Annotated in this window: 23 protein-coding genes; 13 read left to right on the forward strand and 10 right to left on the reverse strand. The window is 66.6% G+C overall.

Going from position 1 to position 24,396, the window contains the following annotated elements; translation table 11 throughout:
* The first annotated feature begins 53 nt into the window (after positions 1–53).
* Positions 54–779 carry a CoA transferase subunit A gene (locus B3Z70_RS05305; RefSeq protein WP_292020329.1) on the forward strand — a complete coding sequence of 242 codons (726 nt, stop codon included), beginning with the start codon at positions 54–56 and terminating at the stop codon, positions 777–779.
* A gap of 2 nt (positions 780–781) precedes the next feature.
* Positions 782–1,432: a 3-oxoacid CoA-transferase subunit B gene (locus tag B3Z70_RS05310; RefSeq protein ID WP_292044882.1), complete on the forward strand. Its 651-nt coding sequence runs from the start codon at positions 782–784 to the stop codon at positions 1,430–1,432.
* A 14-nt stretch (positions 1,433–1,446) separates the two neighbouring features.
* On the opposite strand, the gene B3Z70_RS05315 is transcribed toward B3Z70_RS05310, so the two are convergent.
* The gene (locus B3Z70_RS05315; RefSeq protein WP_409410583.1) at positions 1,447–2,241 is read right to left on the reverse strand and encodes a hypothetical protein; all 795 of its coding nucleotides are present in this window, start codon (positions 2,239–2,241) and stop codon (positions 1,447–1,449) included.
* 73 nt (positions 2,242–2,314) lie between these two features.
* Here B3Z70_RS05315 and trmFO point away from each other — a divergent pair, with 73 nt between their 5' ends.
* Positions 2,315–3,721 (forward strand): methylenetetrahydrofolate--tRNA-(uracil(54)-C(5))-methyltransferase (FADH(2)-oxidizing) TrmFO, encoded by a 1,407-nt coding sequence (gene trmFO, locus B3Z70_RS05320; RefSeq protein ID WP_292020322.1) that lies wholly within the window; start codon positions 2,315–2,317, stop codon positions 3,719–3,721.
* On the opposite strand, the gene B3Z70_RS05325 is transcribed toward trmFO, so the two are convergent.
* Both B3Z70_RS05325 and B3Z70_RS05330 read right to left on the reverse strand, forming a co-directional pair.
* Entirely contained in the window at positions 3,714–4,025 is a 312-nt protein-coding gene (locus B3Z70_RS05325; RefSeq protein WP_292044884.1) for a hypothetical protein, read from the reverse strand. The genes trmFO and B3Z70_RS05325 overlap by 8 nt on opposite strands.
* A gap of 66 nt (positions 4,026–4,091) precedes the next feature.
* Entirely contained in the window at positions 4,092–5,297 is a 1,206-nt protein-coding gene (locus B3Z70_RS05330; protein ID WP_292020318.1) for an MFS transporter, read from the reverse strand.
* A 64-nt stretch (positions 5,298–5,361) separates the two neighbouring features.
* On the opposite strand from B3Z70_RS05330, the gene B3Z70_RS05335 reads away from it, so the two are divergent.
* Entirely contained in the window at positions 5,362–5,853 is a 492-nt protein-coding gene (locus B3Z70_RS05335) for a MarR family winged helix-turn-helix transcriptional regulator (RefSeq protein ID WP_292020316.1), read from the forward strand.
* 1 nt (position 5,854) lies between these two features.
* Here the strand turns inward: B3Z70_RS05335 and B3Z70_RS05340 are convergent, their stop codons facing one another.
* Together B3Z70_RS05340 and B3Z70_RS05345 are read right to left on the reverse strand one after the other, a co-directional pair.
* Positions 5,855–6,502 (reverse strand): squalene/phytoene synthase family protein, encoded by a 648-nt coding sequence (locus tag B3Z70_RS05340; RefSeq protein ID WP_292044885.1) that lies wholly within the window; start codon positions 6,500–6,502, stop codon positions 5,855–5,857.
* A gap of 2 nt (positions 6,503–6,504) precedes the next feature.
* Positions 6,505–7,446, reverse strand: a complete 942-nt coding sequence (locus B3Z70_RS05345; protein WP_409410584.1) for a polyprenyl synthetase family protein — start codon at positions 7,444–7,446, stop codon at positions 6,505–6,507.
* Positions 7,447–7,642: 196 nt separating this feature from the next.
* On the opposite strand from B3Z70_RS05345, the gene B3Z70_RS05350 reads away from it, so the two are divergent.
* From B3Z70_RS05350 to tgt, 3 genes are all read left to right on the forward strand, one after another.
* Positions 7,643–8,401 (forward strand): tRNA1(Val) (adenine(37)-N6)-methyltransferase, encoded by a 759-nt coding sequence (locus B3Z70_RS05350; RefSeq protein WP_292044886.1) that lies wholly within the window; start codon positions 7,643–7,645, stop codon positions 8,399–8,401.
* A 67-nt stretch (positions 8,402–8,468) separates the two neighbouring features.
* Positions 8,469–8,942: a hypothetical protein gene (locus B3Z70_RS05355; RefSeq protein ID WP_292022275.1), complete on the forward strand. Its 474-nt coding sequence runs from the start codon at positions 8,469–8,471 to the stop codon at positions 8,940–8,942.
* Positions 8,942–10,054, forward strand: coding sequence for a tRNA guanosine(34) transglycosylase Tgt (gene tgt / locus B3Z70_RS05360; protein ID WP_409514362.1), 1,113 nt, complete (start codon positions 8,942–8,944; stop codon positions 10,052–10,054). The genes B3Z70_RS05355 and tgt overlap by 1 nt, the downstream gene beginning before the upstream one ends.
* A 194-nt stretch (positions 10,055–10,248) precedes the next feature.
* Here the strand turns inward: tgt and B3Z70_RS05365 are convergent, their stop codons facing one another.
* Together B3Z70_RS05365 and B3Z70_RS05370 are read right to left on the reverse strand one after the other, a co-directional pair.
* The gene (locus tag B3Z70_RS05365; RefSeq protein WP_292022273.1) at positions 10,249–10,806 is read right to left on the reverse strand and encodes a hypothetical protein; all 558 of its coding nucleotides are present in this window, start codon (positions 10,804–10,806) and stop codon (positions 10,249–10,251) included.
* A gap of 198 nt (positions 10,807–11,004) precedes the next feature.
* Positions 11,005–11,613, reverse strand: a complete 609-nt coding sequence (locus B3Z70_RS05370; RefSeq protein ID WP_292022271.1) for a TetR/AcrR family transcriptional regulator — start codon at positions 11,611–11,613, stop codon at positions 11,005–11,007.
* Between the two features lie 61 nt (positions 11,614–11,674).
* On the opposite strand from B3Z70_RS05370, the gene B3Z70_RS05375 reads away from it, so the two are divergent.
* Entirely contained in the window at positions 11,675–12,460 is a 786-nt protein-coding gene (locus B3Z70_RS05375; protein WP_292022269.1) for a Coq4 family protein, read from the forward strand.
* Positions 12,460–12,885: a DUF2147 domain-containing protein gene (locus B3Z70_RS05380; protein WP_292022267.1), complete on the forward strand. Its 426-nt coding sequence runs from the start codon at positions 12,460–12,462 to the stop codon at positions 12,883–12,885. The genes B3Z70_RS05375 and B3Z70_RS05380 overlap by 1 nt, the downstream gene beginning before the upstream one ends.
* Before the next feature lie 9 nt (positions 12,886–12,894).
* On the opposite strand, the gene B3Z70_RS05385 is transcribed toward B3Z70_RS05380, so the two are convergent.
* A complete protein-coding gene (locus B3Z70_RS05385) occupies positions 12,895–14,562 on the reverse strand; it encodes an FAD-binding dehydrogenase (protein WP_292022265.1) in 1,668 nt (555 codons plus the stop codon).
* A gap of 275 nt (positions 14,563–14,837) precedes the next feature.
* Between B3Z70_RS05385 and B3Z70_RS05390 the strand changes: the two genes are divergently transcribed.
* The 4 genes from B3Z70_RS05390 (at position 14,838) to B3Z70_RS05405 (ending at position 21,301) form a co-directional block, all read left to right on the forward strand.
* Positions 14,838–17,753 (forward strand): TonB-dependent receptor, encoded by a 2,916-nt coding sequence (locus tag B3Z70_RS05390; protein ID WP_292022263.1) that lies wholly within the window; start codon positions 14,838–14,840, stop codon positions 17,751–17,753.
* 152 nt (positions 17,754–17,905) lie between these two features.
* Positions 17,906–18,391 (forward strand): hypothetical protein, encoded by a 486-nt coding sequence (locus B3Z70_RS05395; protein WP_292022261.1) that lies wholly within the window; start codon positions 17,906–17,908, stop codon positions 18,389–18,391.
* Positions 18,392–18,594: 203 nt separating this feature from the next.
* Positions 18,595–19,074 carry a hypothetical protein gene (locus tag B3Z70_RS05400; RefSeq protein ID WP_292022259.1) on the forward strand — a complete coding sequence of 160 codons (480 nt, stop codon included), beginning with the start codon at positions 18,595–18,597 and terminating at the stop codon, positions 19,072–19,074.
* Positions 19,075–19,192: 118 nt separating this feature from the next.
* The gene (locus B3Z70_RS05405) at positions 19,193–21,301 is read left to right on the forward strand and encodes a TonB-dependent receptor (protein ID WP_292022256.1); all 2,109 of its coding nucleotides are present in this window, start codon (positions 19,193–19,195) and stop codon (positions 21,299–21,301) included.
* Positions 21,302–21,484: 183 nt separating this feature from the next.
* Here the strand turns inward: B3Z70_RS05405 and B3Z70_RS05410 are convergent, their stop codons facing one another.
* Together B3Z70_RS05410 and B3Z70_RS05415 are read right to left on the reverse strand one after the other, a co-directional pair.
* Positions 21,485–23,368: a TRAP transporter large permease subunit gene (locus B3Z70_RS05410; RefSeq protein ID WP_292022254.1), complete on the reverse strand. Its 1,884-nt coding sequence runs from the start codon at positions 23,366–23,368 to the stop codon at positions 21,485–21,487.
* Entirely contained in the window at positions 23,365–24,375 is a 1,011-nt protein-coding gene (locus tag B3Z70_RS05415; RefSeq protein WP_292022252.1) for a TRAP transporter substrate-binding protein, read from the reverse strand. Before B3Z70_RS05415 ends, B3Z70_RS05410 begins: the two co-directional genes overlap by 4 nt.
* Between the last annotated feature and the right edge of the window lie 21 nt (positions 24,376–24,396).

The raw sequence follows: 24,396 nt of genomic DNA on the forward strand, positions 1-24,396 counted from the left end.
GTTAGGCGTGGTCAACAGCCGATATTCACCAGGCGATGAAAAAAGGGAGAGCGATGGGAAAGATCTACGCTGACGTCACGTCCGCGCTTGAGGGGCTGACCTTCGACGGCATGACGGTCATGTCCGGCGGCTTCGGCCTGTGCGGCATCCCCGAGAACCTGATCGCCGCCCTGCGCGACAGCGGCGTCAAGGGCCTGACGGTCATCTCGAACAACGCCGGCGTCGACGGCTTCGGCCTGGGCCAGCTGCTCGGCACCCGCCAGATCGCCAAGATGATCAGTTCTTACGTCGGCGAGAACAAGGAGTTCGAGCGCCAGTACCTGGCCGGGGAGCTGGAGCTGGAGTTCAACCCGCAGGGGACGCTGGCCGAGCGCATCCGCGCCGGCGGCGCAGGCATTCCCGCCTTCTTCACCGCCACCGGCGTCGGCACCCTGGTCGCCGAGGGCAAGGAGGTTCGCAACTTCGACGGCCGAGACTATGTGATGGAGACCGGCCTGATCGCCGACCTCTCCATCGTCAAGGCGTGGAAGGCCGACGAGCGCGGCAACCTGATCTTCCGCAAGACCGCCCGCAACTTCAACCCGATGATGGCCACGGCCGGCAAGGTCACGGTCGTCGAGGTGGAGGAGATCGTCCCCGTCGGCTCGCTCGATCCCGACCACATCCACACGCCGGGCGTCTATGTCGACCGCCTGGTCCAGACCGTGTCCGAGAAGCGCATCGAACAGCGCACCGTCCGTCAACGTGTCGCCGGCGCCGCCGCCGGATCGGAGGTCTGATCATGCCCCGCACCCGCGAACAACTCGCCGAACGCGCCGCCCGGGAACTGCAGGACGCCTTCTACGTGAACCTGGGCATCGGCATCCCGACCCTGGTGGCCAACTACATCCCCGCAGGCATGACCGTGACCCTGCAGTCCGAGAACGGCATGCTGGGCATGGGCCCCTTCCCCTATGAGGGCGAGGAAGACCCCGACCTGATCAACGCCGGCAAACAGACGATCACCGAGATCCCGGAATCGTCCTACTTCAGCAGCGCCGACAGCTTCGCCATGATCCGGGGCGGCCATATCAACCTGTCGATCCTGGGTGCGATGGAGGTGGCTCAGAACGGCGACATCGCCAACTGGATGATCCCCGGCAAGCTGGTGAAGGGCATGGGCGGCGCCATGGACCTGGTCGCGGGCGTCAAGCGCGTGGTCGTGGTCATGGAACACGCCAACAAGCACGGCCAGTCCAAGGTCTTGAAAGCCTGCACCCTTCCCCTGACGGGAACCGGCGTGGTCAGCCGCATCATCACCGACCTGGCCACCTTCGACGTCAAGCCGGACGGCGCCGGTCTGGAACTGATCGAACTGGCCGACGGCGTCACTCTGGACGAGGTCGCCGCCAAGACCGAGGCGGCCTATACGGTTTCGGCCAGCCTCGCCTGATCGGACCAGCCGTCTCAGGCTCGGTCCTGAGACGGCGTCCAGCCGTCCAGCCTGCGATAGGCGGCGCCGACGAAGGCCATCGTCAGCGGCGCCTGGATGGCGGTCAGCACCACGACGAACACGACCCAGCCCGCCACACCGGACAGCAGGCCCGCACCCCACAGCAGCACCAGGCCGATCTTTGGCGCGCCGGTCACGATCAGGCCGACCAGCAACGACCAGAAGGCCCCGCGCGCGATGGTCATGCTGTTCAGCGACACCATGTGGCCGCGCCCGACCGTCGCCGGCGCGAACAGGGACAGCCGCACCGTGAAGGCCACGACCGCGAACAGGGCGAAGGCCGTCACCACCGCCAGGAGCCCCAGCTTCCACACCGGCCCGACCGCGCCCCACCGGCGCATCTGGATGGCCTGGGCGTTCAGCTCGGCCATGCCGAACACCGCCAGCAGGACCAGGGCGACGACCGACAGGATCATGGCCATGAACACCGCGCACAGCAGGCCGGCGCCCAGCAGTCGCATCTCCGGCCGCCCGAACTGCAGCCCTGCCGGCCCCAGACCCAGTCCGCGCGCCTGCATCAGGTCATCGGTGATGGATATCCGCGCCAATGCGCCGACCAGCGCCAGCGTCGCGGCCAGAGCGAACGGCGCCCAGACCAGCTCCGTCGCGCCCGCCGCCAGCGGCTGGACGCCCCAGACCACGGCCGCCGGCAGGATCGCGCCCCAGGCCCCGCGCCACAGCCTAGGCAGGGCCGAACCCGTCGCCGACAGCGTCTCGCCCAGTCGCAGAATTCGCCGTCCGTCCAACACCCGCCCCCGATTGCCGGGGGCGGATATAGCAGGGGACCATGACACCGCGCCAGCCAATGGCTAGAAGGCCGCGATGACCGCTTCCTCCCCCTCCCCCTCGCCCATTCACGTCATCGGCGGCGGCCTGGCCGGCTCCGAAGCCGCCTGGCAGATCGCCCAGGCCGGCGTGCCCGTCATCCTTCACGAGATGCGCGGCGTCCCGGGCGTCAAGACCGACGCCCACCACACCGACGGCCTGGCCGAACTGGTCTGCTCCAACTCCTTCCGGTCGGACGACTGGGAGTTCAATGCGGTCGGCTTGCTGCACGCCGAGATGCGGGCGCTGGATTCGATCATCATGGCCTGCGGCGACGCCCATCAGGTGCCGGCCGGCGGCGCCCTGGCCGTGGACCGCGAAGGCTTTTCCGCCGCCGTGACCGCCAGGCTGGAAGCCCATCCGCTGGTCACCATCGTCCGCGAGGAGATCGCCGGCCTGCCGCCGGAGGACTGGGACAATGTCATCGTCGCCACCGGCCCCCTGACCTCGCCCGCCCTGGCCGAGGCCATCCTGAAGGCGACTGGCGAAGAGTCCCTCAGCTTCTTCGACGCCATCGCCCCCATCGTCCACGCCGAAAGCATCGACTTCGACATCGCCTGGCGTCAGTCGCGCTATGACAAGGAAGGCCCGGGCGGGGACGCCGCCGCCTATGTCAACTGTCCGATGGACAAGGCCCAGTACGACGCCTTCATCGACGCCCTGCTGGACGGCCCCAAGGCCGAGTTCAAGGACTGGGAGAACGTCCCCTATTTCGACGGCTGCCTGCCCATCGAGGTCATGGCCGAACGCGGCCGCGAGACCCTGCGCCACGGCCCGATGAAGCCGGTCGGCCTGACCAATCCGCGCGACCCGACGGTCAAGCCCCACGCCATCGTCCAGCTGCGTCAGGACAATGCGCTGGGCACCCTGTTCAACCTGGTCGGCTTCCAGACCAAGCTGAAGCATGGGGCGCAGGCCGAGACCTTCCGCATGATCCCGGGGCTTCAGAACGCCCAGTTCGCGCGCCTGGGCGGCCTGCACCGCAACACCTATCTGAACAGCCCCCAACTGCTGGACAAGCAGCTGCGCCTCAAGGCCATGCCGCGCCTGCGCTTCGCCGGCCAGGTGACAGGGGTCGAAGGCTATGTCGAAAGCGCCTCCATGGGCCTGCTGACCGGCCGCCTCGCCGCCGCGCAGGCGCTGGGCCGCGACCTGTCCGCGCCCCCGCCGGCGACCGCCATCGGCGCCCTGGTCGAACACATCACCGGCGGCCATCTGGCCGGTTCGAAGTTCCAGCCGATGAACATCAACTACGGCCTGCTGCCTCCGCTGGAAGCGCCCAAGGTGGACGAGGACGGCAAGCGCATCCATCCCAAGGAACGCGGCCGCGCCAAGAAGCGGCTGATGAGCATCCGGGCGATGGCCAGCCTGAAGGCCTGGCGCGACACAGCGGTCTCTAGTTAAGGATTGAGACCAAGCCTGAAATGATCACCAACAGCAACGGCGGACTGGCGATCATTATGGCGACGCGATAACGTCGGAAAATAAAAGTCACCCACCCTGCCAGCGGACAGACCAGTAGTAGAACGTAGAAGAACGCGAAAACGAGTGACGAACCGAACCTTTCTCCTTTTTCGAGATCGTCCAACGCGAAAAGCACGGCAAGCGACGCGACATATATTCCAAACAGCCCGAACAAGGTCGCGACCGCGAGAATGACAAGCGCTGGATTTCGCCAGTAATCCCGAGAATAGAGCGCCATCGCCAAATGCTTGTCCCATCGTTTAGAGGTCTCGCCCCTACTATTCACGTTGTCTAAAGGCGAACAAGCCCTTCAGCGCAGCTTGGGCAGGCCCGGCCGGAAGCCCAGCGTCATCACGCCCAGCAGGACCACGCCGACGCCCATCAGCACCCAGGCCTGGGTCAGGTCGGCCATGTGGTCGCGCAACAGGCCGGCGGCCAGCGGCGACAGGCTGGCGATGATGTAGCCGCCGCCCTGGACGAAGGCGAGCAGGTCGCCCGACCGCGCGGGATCGTCGATCTGATCCATCGCCAGGATCAGGCTGAGCGGGAAGATGGCCCCGATCCCCAGGCCGAGAACCAGCACCACCGGAACCGCCAGACTGATCGGCGCGATCACCAGCCCCGCCAGACCGAGCAAAGCCAGCACCAACGCCGTCAGGATCGGTCCGCGTCGATCCGGGAAGCGGCCGATGGTCATCGACACCATCAGGCCCGCCGCGACCTCGGCGCCGGTCATGCCGCTGAGGAGATAGCCGGCCGTGGCCCTGGGCTCGCCCAGGTCGATGTAGAAGGGCGGCAGCCAGGCCAGGACCAGCGTATAGGCCGACGTCCCCAGCCCCATGATCAGGATCAGCCGCCACGCCCGGCCCTGGCGCCAGAAGGGACGTTCCGGATCTATAGCTTCCACCACGGCGGCGCGGTTGGGTTCTTCCGCCGCCGGATCGCGCGACGCCGCCAGCCAGATCAGGGCTGCGGCGAAGGCGGGCGCGCTCCACAGCGCCAGCGTCCCGGCCCAGCCGACCGTCTCGGCCAAACCCGCCGCCGTCGCCGCCGCGATTGCGGCGCCGCCCATGATGCCGGTGGTGTACAGCGCCATGACCGTGCCGAACCGGGCCGGAAAAGCCCGCTTGATGACGACCGGCGCCAGGGCCTGGATCAGCGCCACGCCGACGCCGACGACCGCCGCGCTGGCGATCAGGCCGGCCGTATCCTTCAGCGCCGCCCGCACCAGACAGGCTCCGCCGATCAGCAGCGCGCCCAGCAGAACCCCGCGCCGCTCGCCCAGCCGTCGACGCAACGGCCGGATCGACAGGGCGCCCAGGCCGATCATCAGAACCGGCAGGGTGGTCAGCAGGCTGGCGGCGGTCGAGCCCATGCCCGTGGCGCCTTCGATGAGGTCCAGCAGCGGCCCGACCGCCGCCATCGCCGGACGCAGGTTCAGCGCCAGGGCGACGATGGCCGCCAGCAACAGCAGCGACGCGCCGCGGGTCGGCGCGGCGTCGGATCGTGTGGACATGGAGGACTCCTGCCGAAAATCGCGCTAATCTCTCGACCTCAAGTATCTCGATGTCAAGATAACCATGCCCGACCGAGCCTCCCGCGCCGCCGCCCAATGGGCCGTGCAACGCCCCGATCTGGATATGCTGCCGATGGAGGTGCTGGGCCGGCTGAACGAGGCGTCCCAACTGGTGATCCGCGAGCGACAGACCCCGCTGTTCGCACGCCACGGCCTGCAGCACGGCGAGTTCGACGTCCTGGCCACGCTGCGTCGCTCGGGAGAGCGCGAGGGCCTGACGCCGACCGCCCTGTTCGAGGCGGCGATGATGTCTTCGGGCGGCATGACCGCGCGGATCGACCGGCTGGAGAAGGCGAGGCTGGTCGAGCGCCGGCCGCACCCCAGCGACCGCCGCGCCACGCTGGTCCGCCTGACGGACAAGGGCTTCGCCCTGATCGATTCGATCATGCCCAGCCATCAGGACACGGCGCGGGAGGCGCTGGCCGGTCTGTCGGTCGATGAGCAGAAGGCGCTGAACGCCCTGCTGGCGCGCCTGATCGCCGGCCTGAACGGCTAGATCAGATACGGCCCCGCAGCACGGCCCACAGCAGGCGCAGCCGCTTCAGCGGCTCGGGCCGTTCGGGGTCGGTCAGGGCCGCGTGGGCCACGGCGGGGAAGCCGACGGGCGGCAGGCGTTTCAGCGCCGCATTGGCCGTGGATCGCAGGGCGGCCGCCTCGTGGCCCCGGCCGGTCTGCGTCAGTCCCCGGACACGGCCCGCCTCCGCGACGGCCGCGTCATGGCCCTTGCCCGCCAGGACCCGCACCCCGACCTGCATCGGCCCGACGTAGAAGGCGTCCAGGTCGTGCGGCTCCTCGCGCACGCGGCCGATATGGGCCTCGATCAGGGCGTCGAACGGCGCGCGATCCAGGCCGTGACGCGCGACCAGATCGGTCAGGACCTCCAGCACCGGATGACCCTTGCGCGGCGCGCCGGCGAAGACGCCGTCCATCTGCTCCGCCCACCAGGTGTAGCGCATCTCGGCCAACAGGGGCTGGGTCACGCGCGTCGGGATGGCCATCAACTCGGCCTCGAAGGCGTAGAGCGCGATCAGATCGGCGCGCGCGATGGGATCGGCGACCAGGCGGCTGGACAGCCAGCGGTCCAGGTCGGCGTCGCGGACCTGCTGGTCCAGGGTGTCGGCGGGGGCCTGGGCGGCTTGCGTCACGGTCAGGCCGCGCGCGACACCGCGAAATCGGCAAGGTCCTCCAGCGCCGCGCGCCAGTCGCTGGCGGGCAGGACCGACAGGGCGGCCTTGGCGGCGTCGGCGTACTCGCCGGCCAGGTCCAGGGTCGCGCCGATGGCGCCGGAGCCGACCACCAGTTCGCGGGCGCGGGCGAAATCCTCTGGCGTGCGTTCGCCCTTGGTCACGGTGCGCTCCCAGAAGGCGTCCTCGCGCCCCTTGGTGCGGGTCACGGCCAGCAGCAGCGGCAGGGTGGCCTTGCCCTCGTTGAAGTCGTCGCCGGCGTTCTTGCCCAGGGCCTCGGCCGTGGCGCCGTAATCCAGCGCGTCGTCGGCCAGCTGGAAGGCGATTCCCAGGGCCATGCCGTAATCGCGCAGCGCCGTGACGGCCTGGGCCGAGGCGCCGGCCCCGACCGCGCCCGCCTCGGCGGCGGCGGCGAACAGTTCGGCGGTCTTGGCCGAGATGATCTGCAGATAGGTGGCCTGGTCCAGGTTCAGGTCGTGGGCGCGGGTCAGCTGCAGCACCTCGCCCTCGGAGATCACGCGCGAAGCCTCGGCCAGGATGCCCAGGGCGCGCATCGAATCGGTCTCGACCATCAGTTCGAAGGCGCGCGCGAACAGGAAGTCGCCGACCAGCACGCTGGTGGGCGCGCCCCAGATCAGGTGGGCGGCGACCTTGCCGCGACGCAGTTCGGACGCATCGACGATGTCGTCGTGCAGCAGGGTGGCGGTGTGGATGAACTCGACGGCGGCGGCCAGCTTCTTGGGCGACAGAATGTCGTCGGCGGCGCCCGCCGCGCGCGCGGCGGCGACGGTCAGCAGGGGACGCAAACGCTTGCCGCCCGCCGACACCAGATGCTCGGCCAGTTTGGGGATGATCGGCACGTCCGACTGCATCCGATCCAGGATCAGCGCGTCCACGGCGGCCATGTCGCGCTCGGCCAGCCGGACAAGGGCGTTGACGTCCCCCTTGGGGCGGGGAGCGGCGGCGAGAGCGACTTCCAAGAGATACTCTTTCACTGGCGCGGCGAACCGCGTCGAAGGATTCGGCGGCCGGTTCGACTTGCCCCGGCGCACTGCGGCGCACAATGATGTTCGCCCCCTTGAGGGTCAAGGAGATTGAGGCTTGAACGCGGTCGAAACGACGCCGCCGCAGATCGTGGAGAACGGCCTGCTGAACGGACGGGTGCGGTTGCGCCAGCCCGCGCGCGGCTACCGCGCCGGCATGGACGCGGCCCTGCTGGCGGCCGCCGTTCCCGCCCTGTCGGGGCAGACGGTGATCGAGGCCGGCTGCGGCGCGGGCGCGGTCCTGATGCAGATCGCGGCGCGCCGGCCGGGCGTGCGGCTTATGGGGATAGAGCGCGATCCGGCCATGGCGGCCCTGGCGGTCGAGAACGCGGCGCTGAACGACGTGGCGGCGACGACCACGATCCATTCCGGCGACGTGGCGGCGGGCTTTCGGGCGCTGGATGCGGCGCCGGGCGACTGGGCCGTGTCCAATCCGCCCTTCTTCGACGACGCCTGCGCCCTGCGCGCCCCGGCCGAGGGCAAGCGCGGCGCCTGGATGGCCGACGACGGGCTGAAGGCCTGGACCGGCTTTCTGCTGAAGGCGGTGCGCGAGGGCGGGCGGATCGTGGTGATCCACCGCGCGGATCGGCTGGCCGACCTTCTTGAGTTGCTGGGCGAAAAGGCGGGATCGTTCGCCATCCGACCCATTCATCCGTTTGCGGACGAACCGGCCAAGCGCGTGCTGGTCCAGGCGATCAAGACCGGACGGGCGCCGCTGCGCCTGCTGCCGCCCTTGGTGCTGCACGACCGCGAGGGCGGCAAACACAGCCCCCAGGCCGAGGCGATCCTGCGCGGCGAGGCGGCCCTGGATTGGTGAGCCGGGTGGTCATTCGCCGCCAGACCTCCTAAATGCGCCCTCCCCTTCAGCAGAAAGACCGTCCGACGTGCCCGCCGATCATTTGCCCGACGACCTCAAGGATGGCCTGATCGCCGTCGGCGAGGCCGCGCGCGATCTAAAGTCGCCGTGGTGGATCTTCGGCGGGGCGGCCATGGCGCTTTACGGCCTGGACGAGATTCATGTGCCGGACATCGACGTGCTGTGCGCGCCGCGCGACGCCCGCGCCCTGCTGGCGACGCTGGACGGCCATGTGGTGGCCGATCCGGGCGAGGGCCTGTTCCGCTCCGCCGTCTTCGGCCGCGCGCCGGACCAGCCGATCCTGATCGAGGTGATGGCCGGGCTGGAGGTGCGCGACGGCGGCGACTGGGCCCCGGCCGCCTTCGCCTCGCGCCGTCAGGTCTTCGTGGAGGACACGCCGCTGTTCGTGCCCGACATCCGGGACCACATCGCCCTTTACCGCCTGTTCGGCCGTCCCAAGGACCTGGCGCGCGTCGAACAGCTTGAACGACTGATCGCCTGATGCCCTTCCCTTATCAGATCACCGCCACCGAAGGCCGCGCCCGCACCGGCGTGCTGAAGACCGCGCGCGGCGACATCCGCACCCCCGCCTTCATGCCCGTCGGCACCGCCGCCACGGTCAAGGCGATGACGGTGGATCAGGTCAAGGCGACCGGCGCCGACATCCTGCTGGGCAACACCTATCACCTGATGCTGCGCCCCGGCCCCGAGCGGATGGAGCGTCTGGGCGGGCTGCACAGGTTCATGGGCTGGGACAAGCCGATCCTGACCGACTCGGGCGGTTTTCAGGTCATGTCCCTGGCCGGGATTTCCAAGGTGAAGGAGGAGGCCGTCACCTTCTCCAGCCACATCGACGGCTCAAAACACGTCCTGACGCCGGAACGCTCCATCGAAATCCAGGCCGACCGCATCGGCGCCGACATCTCCATGCAACTGGACCAGTGCGTCGCCTATCCGGCGGAAAAGGACGCGGCCCGCAGGGCGATGGAGCTGTCGATCCGCTGGGGCGCGCGCTCCAAGGCGCGGTTCGGCGAGCGTGAGAAACAAGCTCTGTTCGGCATCCAGCAGGGTTCGACCTTCGAAGACCTGCGCCGTCAATCGTCCGAACAGCTTCAGGAAATCGGCTTCGACGGCTACGCCATCGGCGGCCTGGCCGTGGGCGAAGGCCACGCCGCCATGTGCGAGGTGCTGGATTACGCGCCCGAGTTCCTGCCCCAGGACCGCCCCCGCTATCTGATGGGCGTGGGCAAGCCGGTCGACTTGGTCGAGGCGGTGTATCGCGGCGTGGACATGTTCGACTGCGTCCTGCCGACCCGCGCCGGGCGCCACGGCCAGGCCTGGACCTGGGACGGCCCGCTGAACCTGAAGAACGCTCGGTTCGCCGAGGATCAGGACCCGCTGGACCCGACCATCGACGGCCCGTCGTCGCAGTATTCGAAGGCCTATCTGCACCACCTGATCCGCGCCGACGAAATCCTCGGCAAGGTGCTGCTCAGCTGGCACAATATCGCCTTCTACCAGGCGCTGACGGCGGCCATGCGGGCGGCGATTTCGGAAGGCCGGTTCGAGGCGTTCCGCCGCGACTTCCATGCACGGCACACGTCGAACGGCTGAATCAAGACCAGCCCTCATTCTGTCGATGCCGTCATTCCGGGGCGTCCGAAGGACGAACCCGGAAACCAGGACAACTGCATCGGGCGCCGGACCACATCAAGCGGCGCGATTGCGGCCCTGGGTTCCGGGTTCTTCGCTCCGCTCAGCCCCGGAATGACGAGTTGGGAGGCCGGTCAAGCGAATGCTGACCGGACCTAGCGGTGCGGCCTGAACCAGCTGGGCGCCGCGGGCGGGGCGCAGTTGCGCTGCATCCCCATCCCCTTCAGGAAGGCGCGGCGCATCCGGCCGGACTGGATGGCGGACTGGACGTGCTTGGAATGCTGGTCGGCCCCGCTGAGCCTGCGAATCCAGCTGCGCCCCGGAATGAAGTCGGTGGTCGTGTCGCGAATGGCGTTCAGCGCCGCCTTGGCCGCCGCATCGGCCGCCCGCTCGCTGAGATACGATCCGTCCTGGCGCGGCGGCTCGTCGGTGTCCGGCCCCAGCGCCTCGTCCAGCCGCGCGACCTCGGCCCCGATGGTGGAGCACTGGTTCAGATTGCGCAGGTCGTAGGGATTGGCCTCGGCCTGAAGCAGCACCGTCGGGATCATCTGACGACGCAGGTTGAAGTCCTCCAGCGGCGCCGTGGCCGCCGCGGCGAACCCCGCCCCCACCTGCTCGGCTCCGCCCATGGCCGAACGCCCGGCGTTGCAGCCCGCCAGACCGACCGACGCTGCGCCGGCGACCGCCACTATCGCACAAACAACTGTTCTCATCCGGGCCCTTAGATCACGTCCGGCGGCCCCAGCCAAAGGTCGCTTGGTCATAACTGCGTCGTCACAGCGGCTGGAACAGCAGGATCAGCGGCGGCGCGACGCCCCTCTACGCATGGCGATCACCAGCCGTGCAAACCCTGGCCGATTTCCAGGAACCGCCCATTCGAGCGTGATTTTCGTCGCTTTCCCATGACGCGGTTAATGGCTGGACTTCAAAAGGAAGTGTGGCAGAAGCCCCGCCACGACCTTGCGGCTGGCGTCGTCCTCCTGATCAAGCATGTCCCGCAACGGTGGGCCGATCAGAGCTTCGCCGAAAGCACTCAGCGCTATGAACAACACCGCTGCGGAGAGCCGATTCTGCGACGGATTCACAGGATCGCCCAGCTTGTCCTGAATGGCGTGAACCAAGCCGTTGACCGCGTCTCGGACGGGCTCGAGATGAGACAGGTCGCCCTTCAGCACGATCCAGGCGGCCAGCTTGCCCGCGCCGCCTTCGGCGAAGGCGTCGAAGACGGCGTTGACCAGTTCCAGCGGCGCCCCCTCGTCCGTGCGCAGACGCGCGATCGCCGTATCCAGCGCATTGGACAGGTCCGCCACCATCGACCCCATCAACGCGGACTGAAGCCCCTCCGCCGATCCGAAATGGTGGATCAGATTGGCGTGCGTCATCCCCAGGTCGTCGGCCACAGCCTTGAGCGTGACGGAATCAGGCCCGCCCGCCAGCAACCGCGCGCGGGCGCAGGCCAAGGCCTCCTGACGGGCCTCGTCGGGGGTGCGACGACGACGGCGAACACGCTCTATTGACATTGGTGTTAGTTACATCCATGTAGATAGCAGATTGGTTAAGCGCACCGATGGGAGAGAGCAAGTGACGGCGGAACTAATGATGGATGATGCGGGCCTGCACGCGCCCGCCAGATCGTCGAGTCGGCTCCAACCGCGACGCATCCAGCCGCTCAGGGCCCTGCGCGCTCTGCGTCGCCTGATCGCCGACAAGGAAGATACGACCCAGGTGTTCGAGATCATGAACGCCCTGGCCGGCAGTTCGGTGCGGCGCGGCTATCACAGGATGCTGGAACGCCCCGAGGGCGCGCGGCAGGCTTTCCTGATGATCGAGCTGGCCGATCGACTGCACGACAGGGTCTGGCTGGAATCGCTGCCGCCCGGATCGGTCGGGCGCGCCTATCTGGACTTCATCGACGAGCGCAACCTGTCGGCCTACGGTTTGGCGGGAGAGAGCCAGAAGGTCGCCGATACCGAGATCGAGGCCGCCCATCCCTACGCCTGGTATGCGCGGCGACTGCGCGACATTCATGATCTCTGGCACATCCTGACCGGCTATCGCACCGACGCGCTGGGCGAGGCCTGCGTCGTGGCCTTTTCGCTGCCGCAGACCCGCAGCGCGGGCTTCGGGCTGATCGCGGCGGGCGTGGCGATAGAGGCCGCGCGGGCTCGGACAGGCTACCCCTGCGCACGCGCCATCCTGCAGGCGTGGCGTCGCGGAAAGCGCGCCGCCTGGCTGCCGGCCCTGGACTACGAGGCGCTGATGGCGGAGCCGCTGGATCAGGCCCGCGCGCGCCTGGGGCTGGCGGAGGCCACCGTATATGATCGCATTCCGGTCGATTTCCGGAACAGCTTCCTGGCGCCGGCGTGATGCTGCGCTTGATCGTCGTGGCGGTCGTGGGCCTGGCCGCCCCCGCGCCGGCCTCGGCCCAGGATAGCCAGCTCCTGGGGCGATGGCGGACGGCCGCCCAAGGCGGGGTCGTGGAGATTCACGCCTGCGGCGCGGCCTTGTGCGGGCGGGTAGTGGATGCGGCGCCGCTTCGTCGCAATCCCGATCAGACCGATGTGCGCAATCGCGATCCGGCGTTGAGAACCCGCCCTCTGCGGGGGCTGAGGGTTCTGGAAGGGTTCACCGGCGGACCACGATCCTGGACGGGCGGGCCGCTTTACGACCCCGACAGCGGTCAGCGCGCGGGCCGAGGCGTCCTGACGCTGGTCGAGCGGGATCGACTGTCCGTGCGCGGTTGCGTCGCCGCCATGCTGTGCCGCACCCAGACCTGGACCCGGATGCCTTAGGCGCCGCGATCAGGACATGGCGCGACCTGCGGCCCGACCCGTGAAGAGGCATCCGCCCAGGAAGGAGCCCTCAAGGGCGTTGTATCCATGGGCGCCCCCGCCGCCGAACCCGGCGGCCTCGCCGGCGGCGTAAAGGCCTTCCAGCACCGATCCGTCGGGTTTCAAAACGCGGCTGTGGAGGTCGGTCTGGATGCCGCCCAGGCTCTTGCGCGTCAGGACGTGGAGTTTGACGGCGATCAGCGGCCCCGCAGTCAAATCGAGAAGCCGGTGGGGTCTGGCGACCCGCGCCAGGCGATCGCCAAGGTAGCGTCGGGCGTTGTGAATGCCCTGGATCTGCAAGTCCTTGGCGAAGGGATTGTCGATCTGAGCGTCGCGGGCCAGGATCTCCCGGCGCACCGTCTGGACGTCCAGGAGCGGCGCTGTGGTCAGGGCGTTCATCCCCGCGACCAGTTCATCCAACGCCTTGGCGACCACGAAGTCGGCGCCGTTCGCCTTGAAGGCCTCGACCTCGGGCGAGGCGCCCCTGCCGAGGCGGTTTCGCAGCACGCGCAACCAGTCGCCCGATGTGATGTCGCCGTTCTGTTCCGAGCCGGACAGGGCGAACTCTTTTTCGATAATGGCCTGAGTCAACACGAACCAGGAGTGATCGTGATCCGCCAGATCTGGCGTGGTCCGAAGATAACGCAGGGTCGACAGGGTGTCATAGCCCGGCAAGGCGGGAAACGGCAGGCGACGCCCAAGGGCGTCCAGCCAGAGCGACGACGGACCAGGCAAGATGCGGATGCCATGGCCGGGCCAGATCGGATTCCAGTTCCGCACCCCCTCGACATAATGCCACATCCGGTCCCGGTTCACGAGACGCGCGCCGGCCGCCTCGGCAATGTCCAGGCCGCGGCCATCGACATAGGCGGGAACGCCCGCGACCATGTCGCGTGGCGGGCGCCCCAGACGGCTCGGCCACAGTTCCCGCACCCTTCGATGGTTTCCGCCGATTCCGCCCGTCGCGATCAGCACGGAGGGCGCGCGCAGGGAGAAGGATTCGACGACATCTCGATTCGACGCCGCGCCGCGGGGCGCGGCGTCTGGAGCCAGACGAACCCCGGACACACCCGTCACGCGGCCCGCCTCCACGATCAAGTCGTCCACCCGACTGCGCCAGTGGAAGGTCAGCATGCCTTGCGCCTGGGCCTCCAGCGCGCGCGCTGCGAACGGACCGCTGACGCCCGTTCCCGTGCCCCAGGCGACATGGAACCGGGGAACCGAGTTGCCATGCCCCGCCGCCCGACCGTCTCCCCGCTCGGCCCAGCCGACCATCGGCGTCAAGCGGATGCCATGTTGCCGAAGCCAACTGCGCTTTTCTCCGGCCGCGAACTCCACATAGGCCCGACCCCATCGCGCGGCCCATTCATCCTGGGGGTTAAGGCCGTCCAACCGATCCCATCCGGCGCTGCCCCGCCAGTCGGACCAAGCCAGATCCAGCCCGTCGCGAACGCTCAGGCGGCGCTGTTCGGGGCTATCAACCAGAAAGAGCCCGCCGAACGACCAAAAGGCCTGGCCGCCCAGATTGGCGGCGTTCTCCTGATCGACCAACGCCACCCGCCGCCCCGCCTGAACCAGTTCGTTCGCTGCGACCAGGCCGGCCAACCCAGCACCGACGACAATGGCGTCATGGTTCATCGTTCCCTCCGGCGGCCCGGCGCCATCTTGGCACTCTGTCTCGGTTGCGGATGGCTATCAATCGACAGGATTGTCAATAGGTATTGACATGGCCGTGAGTAGTGCGAAGTTGACGGCAACCGTCGTCGGCCCCGCCCCGTCGAACGGACACATCAGGCGGGAGGAAACGCACATCGCGCATCGCCGAACAGTCGGTGCGTCAGGGAGAGGATCTCATGGCTTCATCGGCCCGTATTCGCGCGCGCCTTGCGCTCTCTGTATCCGCGACAGCCCTGATGATGACCGGCGCTCCCGCGCTGGCGCAGACGGCGACGCCCCCCACGCAGACGTCGCCGACGGTGGTGGACGACATCGTGGTCACCGCGCAGAAGCGCGAACAGTCGGTGCAGGATGTGCCGATCGCCGTCACGGCTCTTTCGTCCGAGGCTCTGGAATCGCGCCAGATCGAAGGGGGATCCGAACTGCTGCGGGCGGTGCCGAACGTCACCTTCTCCAAGGCCAACTTCAGCATGTACAACTTCTCGATCCGCGGGATCGGGACCAAGGCCGTCTCGGCCTCCAGCGATCCAGCCGTGGCCGTCAGCTTCAACAACACCCCCCTGATCCGCAACCGCCTGTTCGAGCAGGAGTATCTGGACGTTGATCGGGTGGAGGTGCTGCGCGGCCCGCAGGGCACGCTGTACGGCCGCAACGCCACCGGCGGCGTGGTCAACATGTTCCCCAAACTGCCGGTGTTCCGGTCGGAAGGCTTCGCCACGGGCGAACTGGGCAACTATGACAGCCGGCGCGGCCAGGCCATGCTCAACATTCCGTTCGGCGAGACCTTCGCGATGCGCGGGGCCTTCGGCTTCACCCAGCGCGACGGCTTCGATTACAACAGCTTCAACGACACCCATGTGAACGACCGCGATCTGTTCACCACCCGTCTGTCGGCCCGCTGGGAACCGAACGCGCGGTTCCGCGCCAATGCGATCTGGGAACATTTCAAGGAGGACGATCAACGCTCGCGCACCGGCAAGCAGCTCTGCACCACCGACCCTGGACCCACCCAGGTCGGATCGGCGACCATCACCACCCCCTATAACCAGGACCAGCTGAGCCAGGGCTGTCTGCCGGGCTCGCTGTATAGCGACGCCGCCTATGGCGCGCCGAATGGCGGATCGTTCGGGCCGGTTCGATTCCTTGGGGCGGGTGCGTCCATTGGCGTGGATGAGAACTTCAATCCCGTCAACATCATCCCCCTTGGCTTCGATCCTTACGAGGGAGTCGTACAGTCCAAGAACTTGCGCGAGATCGCTACAAGCTACGACCCTGTCTTCCGCGCCAAGAATGATGTGTTTCAGGTCAACCTTGAGTTCGACTTGAACGACAATCTGACACTTTACTCTCAGACGGCCTACGCAAAAGACGACTACTATGCGTCTCAGGACTATGCGCGGTATGTTTCAAATCCGACATTCACCGATAGCAGCACAGTCAGAGATTATTTTGGAGATCTTCTGCCCTCTCCAATGACGCCAGGCGGGATCTACACCGATCCTCAGCTTGGACCATCCGACCGAATTCTGTCTGCAGATATCAGCCGGTCGGATAATAGACAATGGTATCAAGAATTCCGCCTTCAATCAAATAATGACGGACGCTTTAACTTCAGCGTTGGAGCGAACTATCTCGACTTCAAGTCACAGGACGACTATTTTGTATTCAACAATCTATTTTCTCTGATTGCGGAGTATTCTTACAATCATACATTATTGCCGAATGGCGGAACCGGCACGCAACCCTGCGACGATTCCTTGCTTGACGAATGTGTCTATGTCGATCCCAATCCCCTCGGCCAGATCAACGAGGAGGGCCATAACTATTTCCGTAGCAAGAACGTCATTCATACCCGATCGTGGGCGGTCTTCGGCGAAGGCTATTGGGACCTCAGCCCGACTTTGCGCCTGACGACAGGATTGCGCTACACGGAGGATCGCAAGGATACGACGCCCTATCCCAGCCAGCTGCTGCTTGGGGCCAATCTCACCGGCAGTCCCGCAACAGCCACCGGCGGCTATGTCCGTCGCGGATACTACGCCCTGCCGGACATCAAACAGAAGTGGGAGGCCGTCACGGGACGGCTTGTTCTGGACTGGACGCCAGACCTGTCCTTCACCGACGACACCCTGATCTATGCATCCCTGTCGCGTGGCTACAAGGGCGGCGGCACCAACCCGCCGCGCCTCGACCTGAACCCCACGGTCGTGCAGTATCAACCCTTGGCCAGCACGTTCGAGCCGGAGTACGTCAACGCCTTCGAGATCGGCACCAAGAACACGCTGCTGGACGGCAAGCTCAGGCTGAACGCGACCGCCTTCTACTACGACTATAAGGACTACCAGGTCTCGCAGATCGTCGATCGCATCTCCCTGAACGAGAACTTCGACGCCAGGATCTGGGGGCTTGAGTTCGAAACGGTTTACAAGCCCACGCCCAACTTCCAGATCGACGCCAACTTCGGCTATCTGAAGACCCGGATCGCCGATGGCGAAGGGTCGATCGACGTGATGAACCGGACCCAGGGGAATGAGGACTGGATCACTCTGCGTCCGTGGATTCAGGTGCCGTCCAACTGCATCGCGCCGAAAAGTCGGGCCGAGGAAATCCTCAACAGTCCGTTCGGCCCTGACTTCGCCTTCTTAGCGCTCAGCGCCCTTTGCGCAGGGTCTTCGCGGTTCGGCACCTTCAATCCAGCGCTCAGCTCCAGCCTGCCCTTCTGGCAGTTCTATGGCTTCACCTACGACCCGTTGACCCAGGCGCCGAACGGCGGCCGAGGCTTCGACGCCGACCTGAGCGGCAACGAACTGCCCAACTCCCCCAACTGGACCGCCAATATCGGGGCTCAGTACACATGGTTCCTGGGCGACTGGGACCTGACGGTGCGCGGCGACTACTACCGCCAGGCTGAGAGCTACTTCCGGGTCTACAATACCGAGTACGACCGTCTGCGAGGATGGGACAATCTTAACCTGTCGGTGAAGCTGGAAGACACGGGGCGGGGCCTGACAGTGCAGGCCTACGTCAAGAATGTGTTCGACGACGCGCCCATCGTCGACGCCTTCACCAACTCCGACGATACAGGGCTCACCACCAACGTCTTCACCCTGGACCCTCGTCTCTTCGCCGTGCGGCTGACCAAGTCGTTCTGATATCGAACAACCGAAAACATACAATCAACAAGGACAAAGCCCGGCCGATCAACAGCCGGGGAGCTCTGGCCCAACGTCGACCAGTATAAATATCCAGGACCGGTCAATTCTAGCAAGGGTCTCATGGAGAACCCGCTCAAGGGAGGACTATTATGATCAAGACGTTTCCCATCGCCGCTGCGGCCCTCGCTGCAGCCGCCATCGCTTCGCCATCTTTCGCCCAGTCGTTTTCTCCCAGTTCGGGCGCCGTGTCTGGGTCAGGGCCTATCAGAATTGTCCAAGCGACCAGCCTCTATTGCAATCTGTCGCTCGAAGCCATGCAGTTGGGCCCCACGTCGATTTTAATCCCAACGCGAACGGTGTCGCCAATGTCGCAAGGATCGGGATTCTGTTTGGCAATGGTCCCTTATGGAAATTGGCAGGCCGACGTGGTGCCCGGCTCATCAACTTCAATCGCGCTGACTCTTGGCTTTAGAACCGACGTCCTTCAGCCATGTTACGGGACTGTCACGGCCAGTTGGAACAATGCGACCAACACCGCCACGATCAACAATGCCGTTCTACCGCTTGTGAATGCTGGTGATCGGCCCTGCATAATCAGCGGGGTCATCCGTATACCCAGCCTGCAAGTTCTTTAAAGCCAGACTCGACCATTCTCCGCCGCCTTGACCTTCAGCGTCCAGTCGCTGATCAAGCCAACTTGCGCCATTATAAACATTTGATTTTTATGAATAAATCGCTTGACTCTCAATCTCTACAGCGCTGTAAATAGGCGTCCAGGATTTAGGACAGTCCAAGTTCAACAAGGGCCTCACGAAGGCCCTCTCAAGGGAGGACTACCATGATCAAGACGCTTTCGATCGCCGCCGCAGCTCTCGCGACGGCCGCTATCGCCTCGCCATCCTTCGCCCAATCGTTCTCGCCCAGTTCCGGCAGCGTATCGGGTTCGGGTTCGGTGACGCTGTCGCAAACCACGACGGTGACCTGCAATGTCTCGGTCACCGCCAGCCCGCTGAGCGCGACCAGCGCGCCCATTCCGACCCGCAGCATTACCGCCGGCAGCATCCTGTGCGCCGCCGTGGCGCCCAGCGGGGCCTGGAGCGCTGCAGTCGTACCCGGCTCGACGACCTCGATCGCCCTGACCATCGGGGCGAACACCGTGGCCAACGATCCCTGCTATGGCACCGTCGTGGTGGCGTGGAACAATGCGACCAGCACCGCGACCTTCAGCAACAATGTGCTGCCGGCGGTCAACGCCGGCGGGCGTAGCTGCACCATCCGCAGCGGCTCCATCCGCATCCCCGGCCTGCAGATCCTCTAGACCGGGCGTTCCCCTGGATCCCCAACCTGAAAAGCCTTGCCGGGCGTCATCGACGCCCGGCCTTTTCCGTTTCGCGCCAGACGGTCGTTCGCGGGCGTGGGGCGTGGGATAGGTCGCCATGCTGTTCGTCGTCGCAGCCCAGGTGGAGGCGCAGGCTCCCAATCCTCCACCTGTCCAGTTGGAGGCGGTCGAGGTGACCGGTCGGCGTGGGGCCGCCCGCCTGCCGCCCGAGCGGGAGCTGGGACCCGACGAGATCGACAATCTCGGCGCCTACGACATCGGCGAAGTCATCGCGCGCCTAAGCGAAAGCCTGGCTCTGCAACAGCCGCCCGTGGTGATCGTCAACGGTCGCCGGGTGGTCGATCCCGGCGCCTTCACGCGCTTTCCACCCGACGCCCTGGTCCGCGTCGAGATGCTGCCGGCCCAAGCGGGGGCGATGTATGGCGGCGACCCGTCGCGTCGCGTCGTCAACATCGTGTTGCAACCTGCGTTCAAGAGTCGGGACGCCCAGGCCAGATATTCGCGCCCCACGGCGGGCGGAACCTCCTCCAGCGCGGCGGATGTGCGGCAATCCCAGATCCGCGACAACCAGAGCTTTCAGGCCGGCGTCCAGGCCTCTCGCACCACGGCCTTGCGATCCGACGAGCGCCCGACCAGTGATTTGAACGCTTCAGGCGCCGGCTATTCCCTGCGCCCGGAGACCGAAACCACCGCCCTCAACGCCTCCATGACCGGCGCCCTCGGCGAGTGGGCGACGTCGTTCACCGCCAATGCGCAAAGACAACAGGAAGGTTTCACTTCGCGAAGCATCGGCCCGCCGGTGCAGACACGTCAGCGAACCGACACCCTGACGCTAGGCGGGGGGCTCGGCGGGCGCATCCTGGGCTGGTCCTTGCGGGCGGGTATGGACGGCGTGATCGCTGAAGGCCGCCAGAAGGGCCTGGCGGCCCTGACCTCGCGAACCCGGATCATGTCCGCCACACTGTCGGCAGACCGCTCCCTGATCGATCTGCCGGCCGGACCGGCGCTGCTGACGGCGGACGCGCGATATGTCAGTTCTAGCGCCCAGACCCGAAACGCGATGACGGACGACAGCCAGTCCTTCCGCTCCCTGGATCTGCGCTCCAACCTCAGCCTGCCCATACTGTCGGCCGCCTCCGGCGGATCGGATGGTTGGAAAGGCCCGGGCGGCGATCTGTCCGTCAATCTCGGCGGAAGACTGAGCACCCTGAACGAGGCCGGCTCGAATGGAGGTCTGAACGCGGGCATGGCCTGGGCGCCCGTCAGCAAACTGCGGGTGTCTTGGCAATGGGCCGAGGCGACCGACGCGCCGACGCGCGAACAGCGGTTCGATCCGCCGCGATACGGGCCGCCCCGAACCGTCTATGATTTTCAGTCCCAACAGGCGGTCGAGATCGCGCCTTTGCTCGGCGGCAACCCGGACCTGAAGGCCCAGGCCACCCGAACCACCACCTTGACAGCGTCCGCCGGACCTTTCGGCGCTTGGGGTGTTCAAACCAATCTCGACCTACAGACCACCCGTGCAACGAATGCGATCGGGGCCCTTCCCGCGCTGACCCCCGCCGTGGAGGCCGTCTTCCCCGATCGCTTCGCGCGGGATGCGGACGGTCGACTGATCGGCGTCGATCAACGCCCCATAAATCTGACGGCGCTGTCGTCCACCACCCTGTCGTCCGGCCTGTCCGCCAACATCCCGTTAGGCGGCGATGCGGCCGCCGCGGCCCGGCGCGGCTCCATGCAGATCACCATGGCTCATACCTGGAGGCTGGAGGACAGCGTGATCATTCGCGACGGCCTGCCTCAACTCGACCTCCTGGCGGGAGACGGCGGGGCGGCCGCTCGTCATCAACTCACCGCGCGCGTCGATGCCCGATATGGGCGTTGGGGGTTGAACGCCGCCCTGAACTGGAGAGGCCCGTCACGCCTTCGCCGCGACCTCGGCGTGGATGGGCCCATGGACCTGCGGCTTTCAAGCCTGACGACGGTCGGGGTCAAGGCCAGCACTACGCTGGCCCGCACAGCAACGCCGAGCGCCACCGAACGACGCCGGACAGAGGGCTTGCGACTGGAGGTCGAGATCGAGAACCTGTTCGACGCCCGCCCCATGGCCACGCTGGGCGACGGCAGCCCCGCCCCCGGTTATGGCCGTAATGACCAGGACCCCTTGGGGCGGACCGTCCGCGTGACACTCAGCCGACGGTTCTGAAGACGCATCCAGATCCTGAACGCGATACCTGCCTTCCCCGCGCCAGCTCAACCTCGCTCCGCATTCGGGCCGTTGGGACTGGACGTGAAAACAGCCCACGCGATGGCGCGCGGGCTGTTCTTATGCAGGAACAGGAGACGCATCTTGCGTCCCCCGTCCCCGTAGTTTGACCTCAACCGTCCGTCACTTCGTCGGCAGGAAGCCGGTGGATATCCAGGGCACGGCGGCGACGACGATCAGGCCGATGACCAGGGCGCCGAGGTAGGGCCAGATCTTCTTCAGGCCGGCGTCGGGATCGACCTTGGCGATGGCGCAGGCGGAGTAGTAGCCGACACCGAAGGGCGGGGCGAACAGGCCGATGCCCATGGCGAGGATGACGACCATGGCGTAGTGGACGTCGTGAATCTCCATCGCCCGCGCCACGGGGAACAGCAGCGGTCCGAACAGGACAATGGCGGGAATCCCCTCCAGAATGCTGCCCAGCACGATGAACATGACGATCGACATGGCCAGGAAGCCGAAGGCGCCGCCGGGCAGGTTCGACATCATGTGCGTCAGGTCGGCCGAGAAGCCCGAGGTGGTCAGCGACCAGGCCATGGAGCTGGCCGCGCCGATGATCAGCAGGATGGCGCCCGACAGGGCGGCGGTGCTGGCCAGCATCGGAATGATCCGGCGATAGTCGAACTTGCGGTAGATGAAGAGGCCCGCGATCACCGCATAGGCGATGGCCAGGGTCGAGACCTCGGTCGCCGTGGCCACGCCTTCCGCTACGAAGAAGCGGATGGCCACCGGCAGCAGCAGGGCCGGCACGGAGATCAGGAAGGCGCGCCAGATCATCTTGCGGTTCGGCCGCACGACCTTGCTCATGTCCTCCTTGCGCGCCCGCATCCAGGAGATGACGCCCAGGGCGATGGCCAGGACGAAGGCCGGCAACAGGCCGCCGACGAACAGCGAGGCGATCGACACACCGGCGACCGACCCGATCGCGATCAGGACGATGGACGGCGGAATGGTCTCTGACATGGCGCCCGAGGCGGACAGCAGGGAGATCATCTCGCCCTCGTCGCCGCCGCGCTTCTTCATCTCGGGGAACAGGATCGGCGCGACGGCGGCCATGTCGGCGGCCTTCGAACCGGAGATGCCGGACACCAGATACATGGCGCCCAACAGGACGTAGTTCAGGCCGCCGCGCACGTGACCCAGCAGCGAAGCCAGGAAGCCGACCATCGCCGCCGCCATGCCCGTCATCTCGATCAGCGCGCCCAGGAAGACGAACAAGGGCACGGCCAGAAGGATCAGCGAACTCATCCCCTCGTCCATCCGGCTGGTCATGACCAGCATCGGCACGTCCGTCATCGTCAGCAGATAGGCGGCCGTCGCCAGGGCGAAGGCGAAGGCGATGGGCACGCCCAAGACCACGCCGCCCAGAAGAACGACGACGAAGAACAGGATCAGGCTGATGTGACCCAGGCCGATCAGCAGGGGCGACAGCGCCCATAGGCCCAAGGCGGCGACCGCCAGTATTCCGCCCGTGACGCCGATGGCTTTCAGCGAATGCCGCGGCAACTGCGTCAGGGCCACGATCAGCATCAGGCCGATGCCGACCGGCAGGGCGGCGGCGCGCACGCCCAGCGACCAGTTCAGCGCCGGCGTCGTGATCATCGATTCTTCATAGGCGTAGAAGATCGCGTGCGGCAGCATCAGCGCCAGAACGAGCGCCGGCCCCATGACGGCCAAGGCCTCCAGGATCGGTCGCACCTTCGGAGACGAGCGGGTCACGATGGTCGTCAGCCGCATGTGCTGGCCGCGTTGCAGGGCCAGCACCGACCCCAGCATCCCCATCCAGATGAAGAGGGTGGACGCCAGTTCGTCGGCCCAGACGATCGGATTGTGCAGGAAGAAGCGGAAGATCACGCTGGTCAGCAGCAGCACGATCTCGACCAGCACGATGATGGCGGCCGGAATGGCGACGGCCTGTTCGAAATAGTGGGCGAACCGGCCGCGCGGATGGACCGGCGGGGTCACGCCCTCGGCGATGACGGCGTTCTCGACTGCGGCCGTGCTCATGCCAGACCTCCCACATAGTTCTCCAGGACACGCCAGGACGTCTCGCCCAACTGCTCGCGCCAGTGGGCGTAGAAGCCCTTGTCCCGCAGGTGTTGGCGGAAGATCTGGGTGTCGGGGCGATTGAGGATCAGACCTTCGTCCTGCATCTTCCTGGGCAGGGTCTCGGCCAGGACGGCCAGGTCCTCGCGCTGCAGGTCGGCGGCGGCTGAGAACTCGGCCTGGACCAGATCGCGCAGGTCGCCGGGCAGCTTGTTCAGGGCGTCCTCGTTCTGCATCAGCCAGAAGCCGTCCCACATATGGTTGGTCAGGGCGCAGTAGTGCTGGACCTCGTACAGCTTGCCCGTATCGACGACGGCCAGCGGATTCTCCTGACCTTCGACGACGCGCGTCTGCAGGGCCGAATAGACCTCGCTGAAGTTGATGGAGGTCGGGGCCGCGCCGAAGGAGCGGAACATCGAGGTCCAGAGCGAGCCCAGCGGCACGCGGATCTTCATGCCCGCCAGGTCGGCCGGAGAGTTGATGGGTCGGCTGCTGGTGGTGATCTGCCTGAAGCCGCTTTCGAAGACCTTGGGCGTGGCGATCAGGTGGCGCGCGGCCAGGGCCTGTTTGATCTCCGCGCCCAGCGAGCCGTCCATGGCGTTGAACAGCTGCTGGCGATCCTGGAAGGCGAAGCCGATGCCGCTGAGCGCGGTCTGGGGCACCAGGATCGACATGATCAGGCCCGAGATCGACAGCATCTGGATCGCGCCCGCGCGAACCTGGGCCAGCATGTCGGCGTCGGTGCCCAGCTGCGAACTGGGATAGACCTCGATGAACAGGCGATGGCCGGACCGCTCGTAGATTCGATCCGCCGCCTCCTTCATGCGCGCGCTGAGGGGGTGGGAGATCGGCAGGTTGGTCCCCAGCCGCCACACGATGTCGGCGTCCGGCCCCTTGCCGCAGGCGCTGAGCGCAACGGGTGCGACCAGCCCTCCTGCCAGCAATGCGCGGCGACTCAAGTTGTTCATGGCCTCTTCCTGTCCTTTTTC

It is taken from the genome of Brevundimonas sp. UBA6550 (assembly GCF_002434505.1).
In the GTDB taxonomy this organism is placed as follows: domain Bacteria; phylum Pseudomonadota; class Alphaproteobacteria; order Caulobacterales; family Caulobacteraceae; genus Brevundimonas.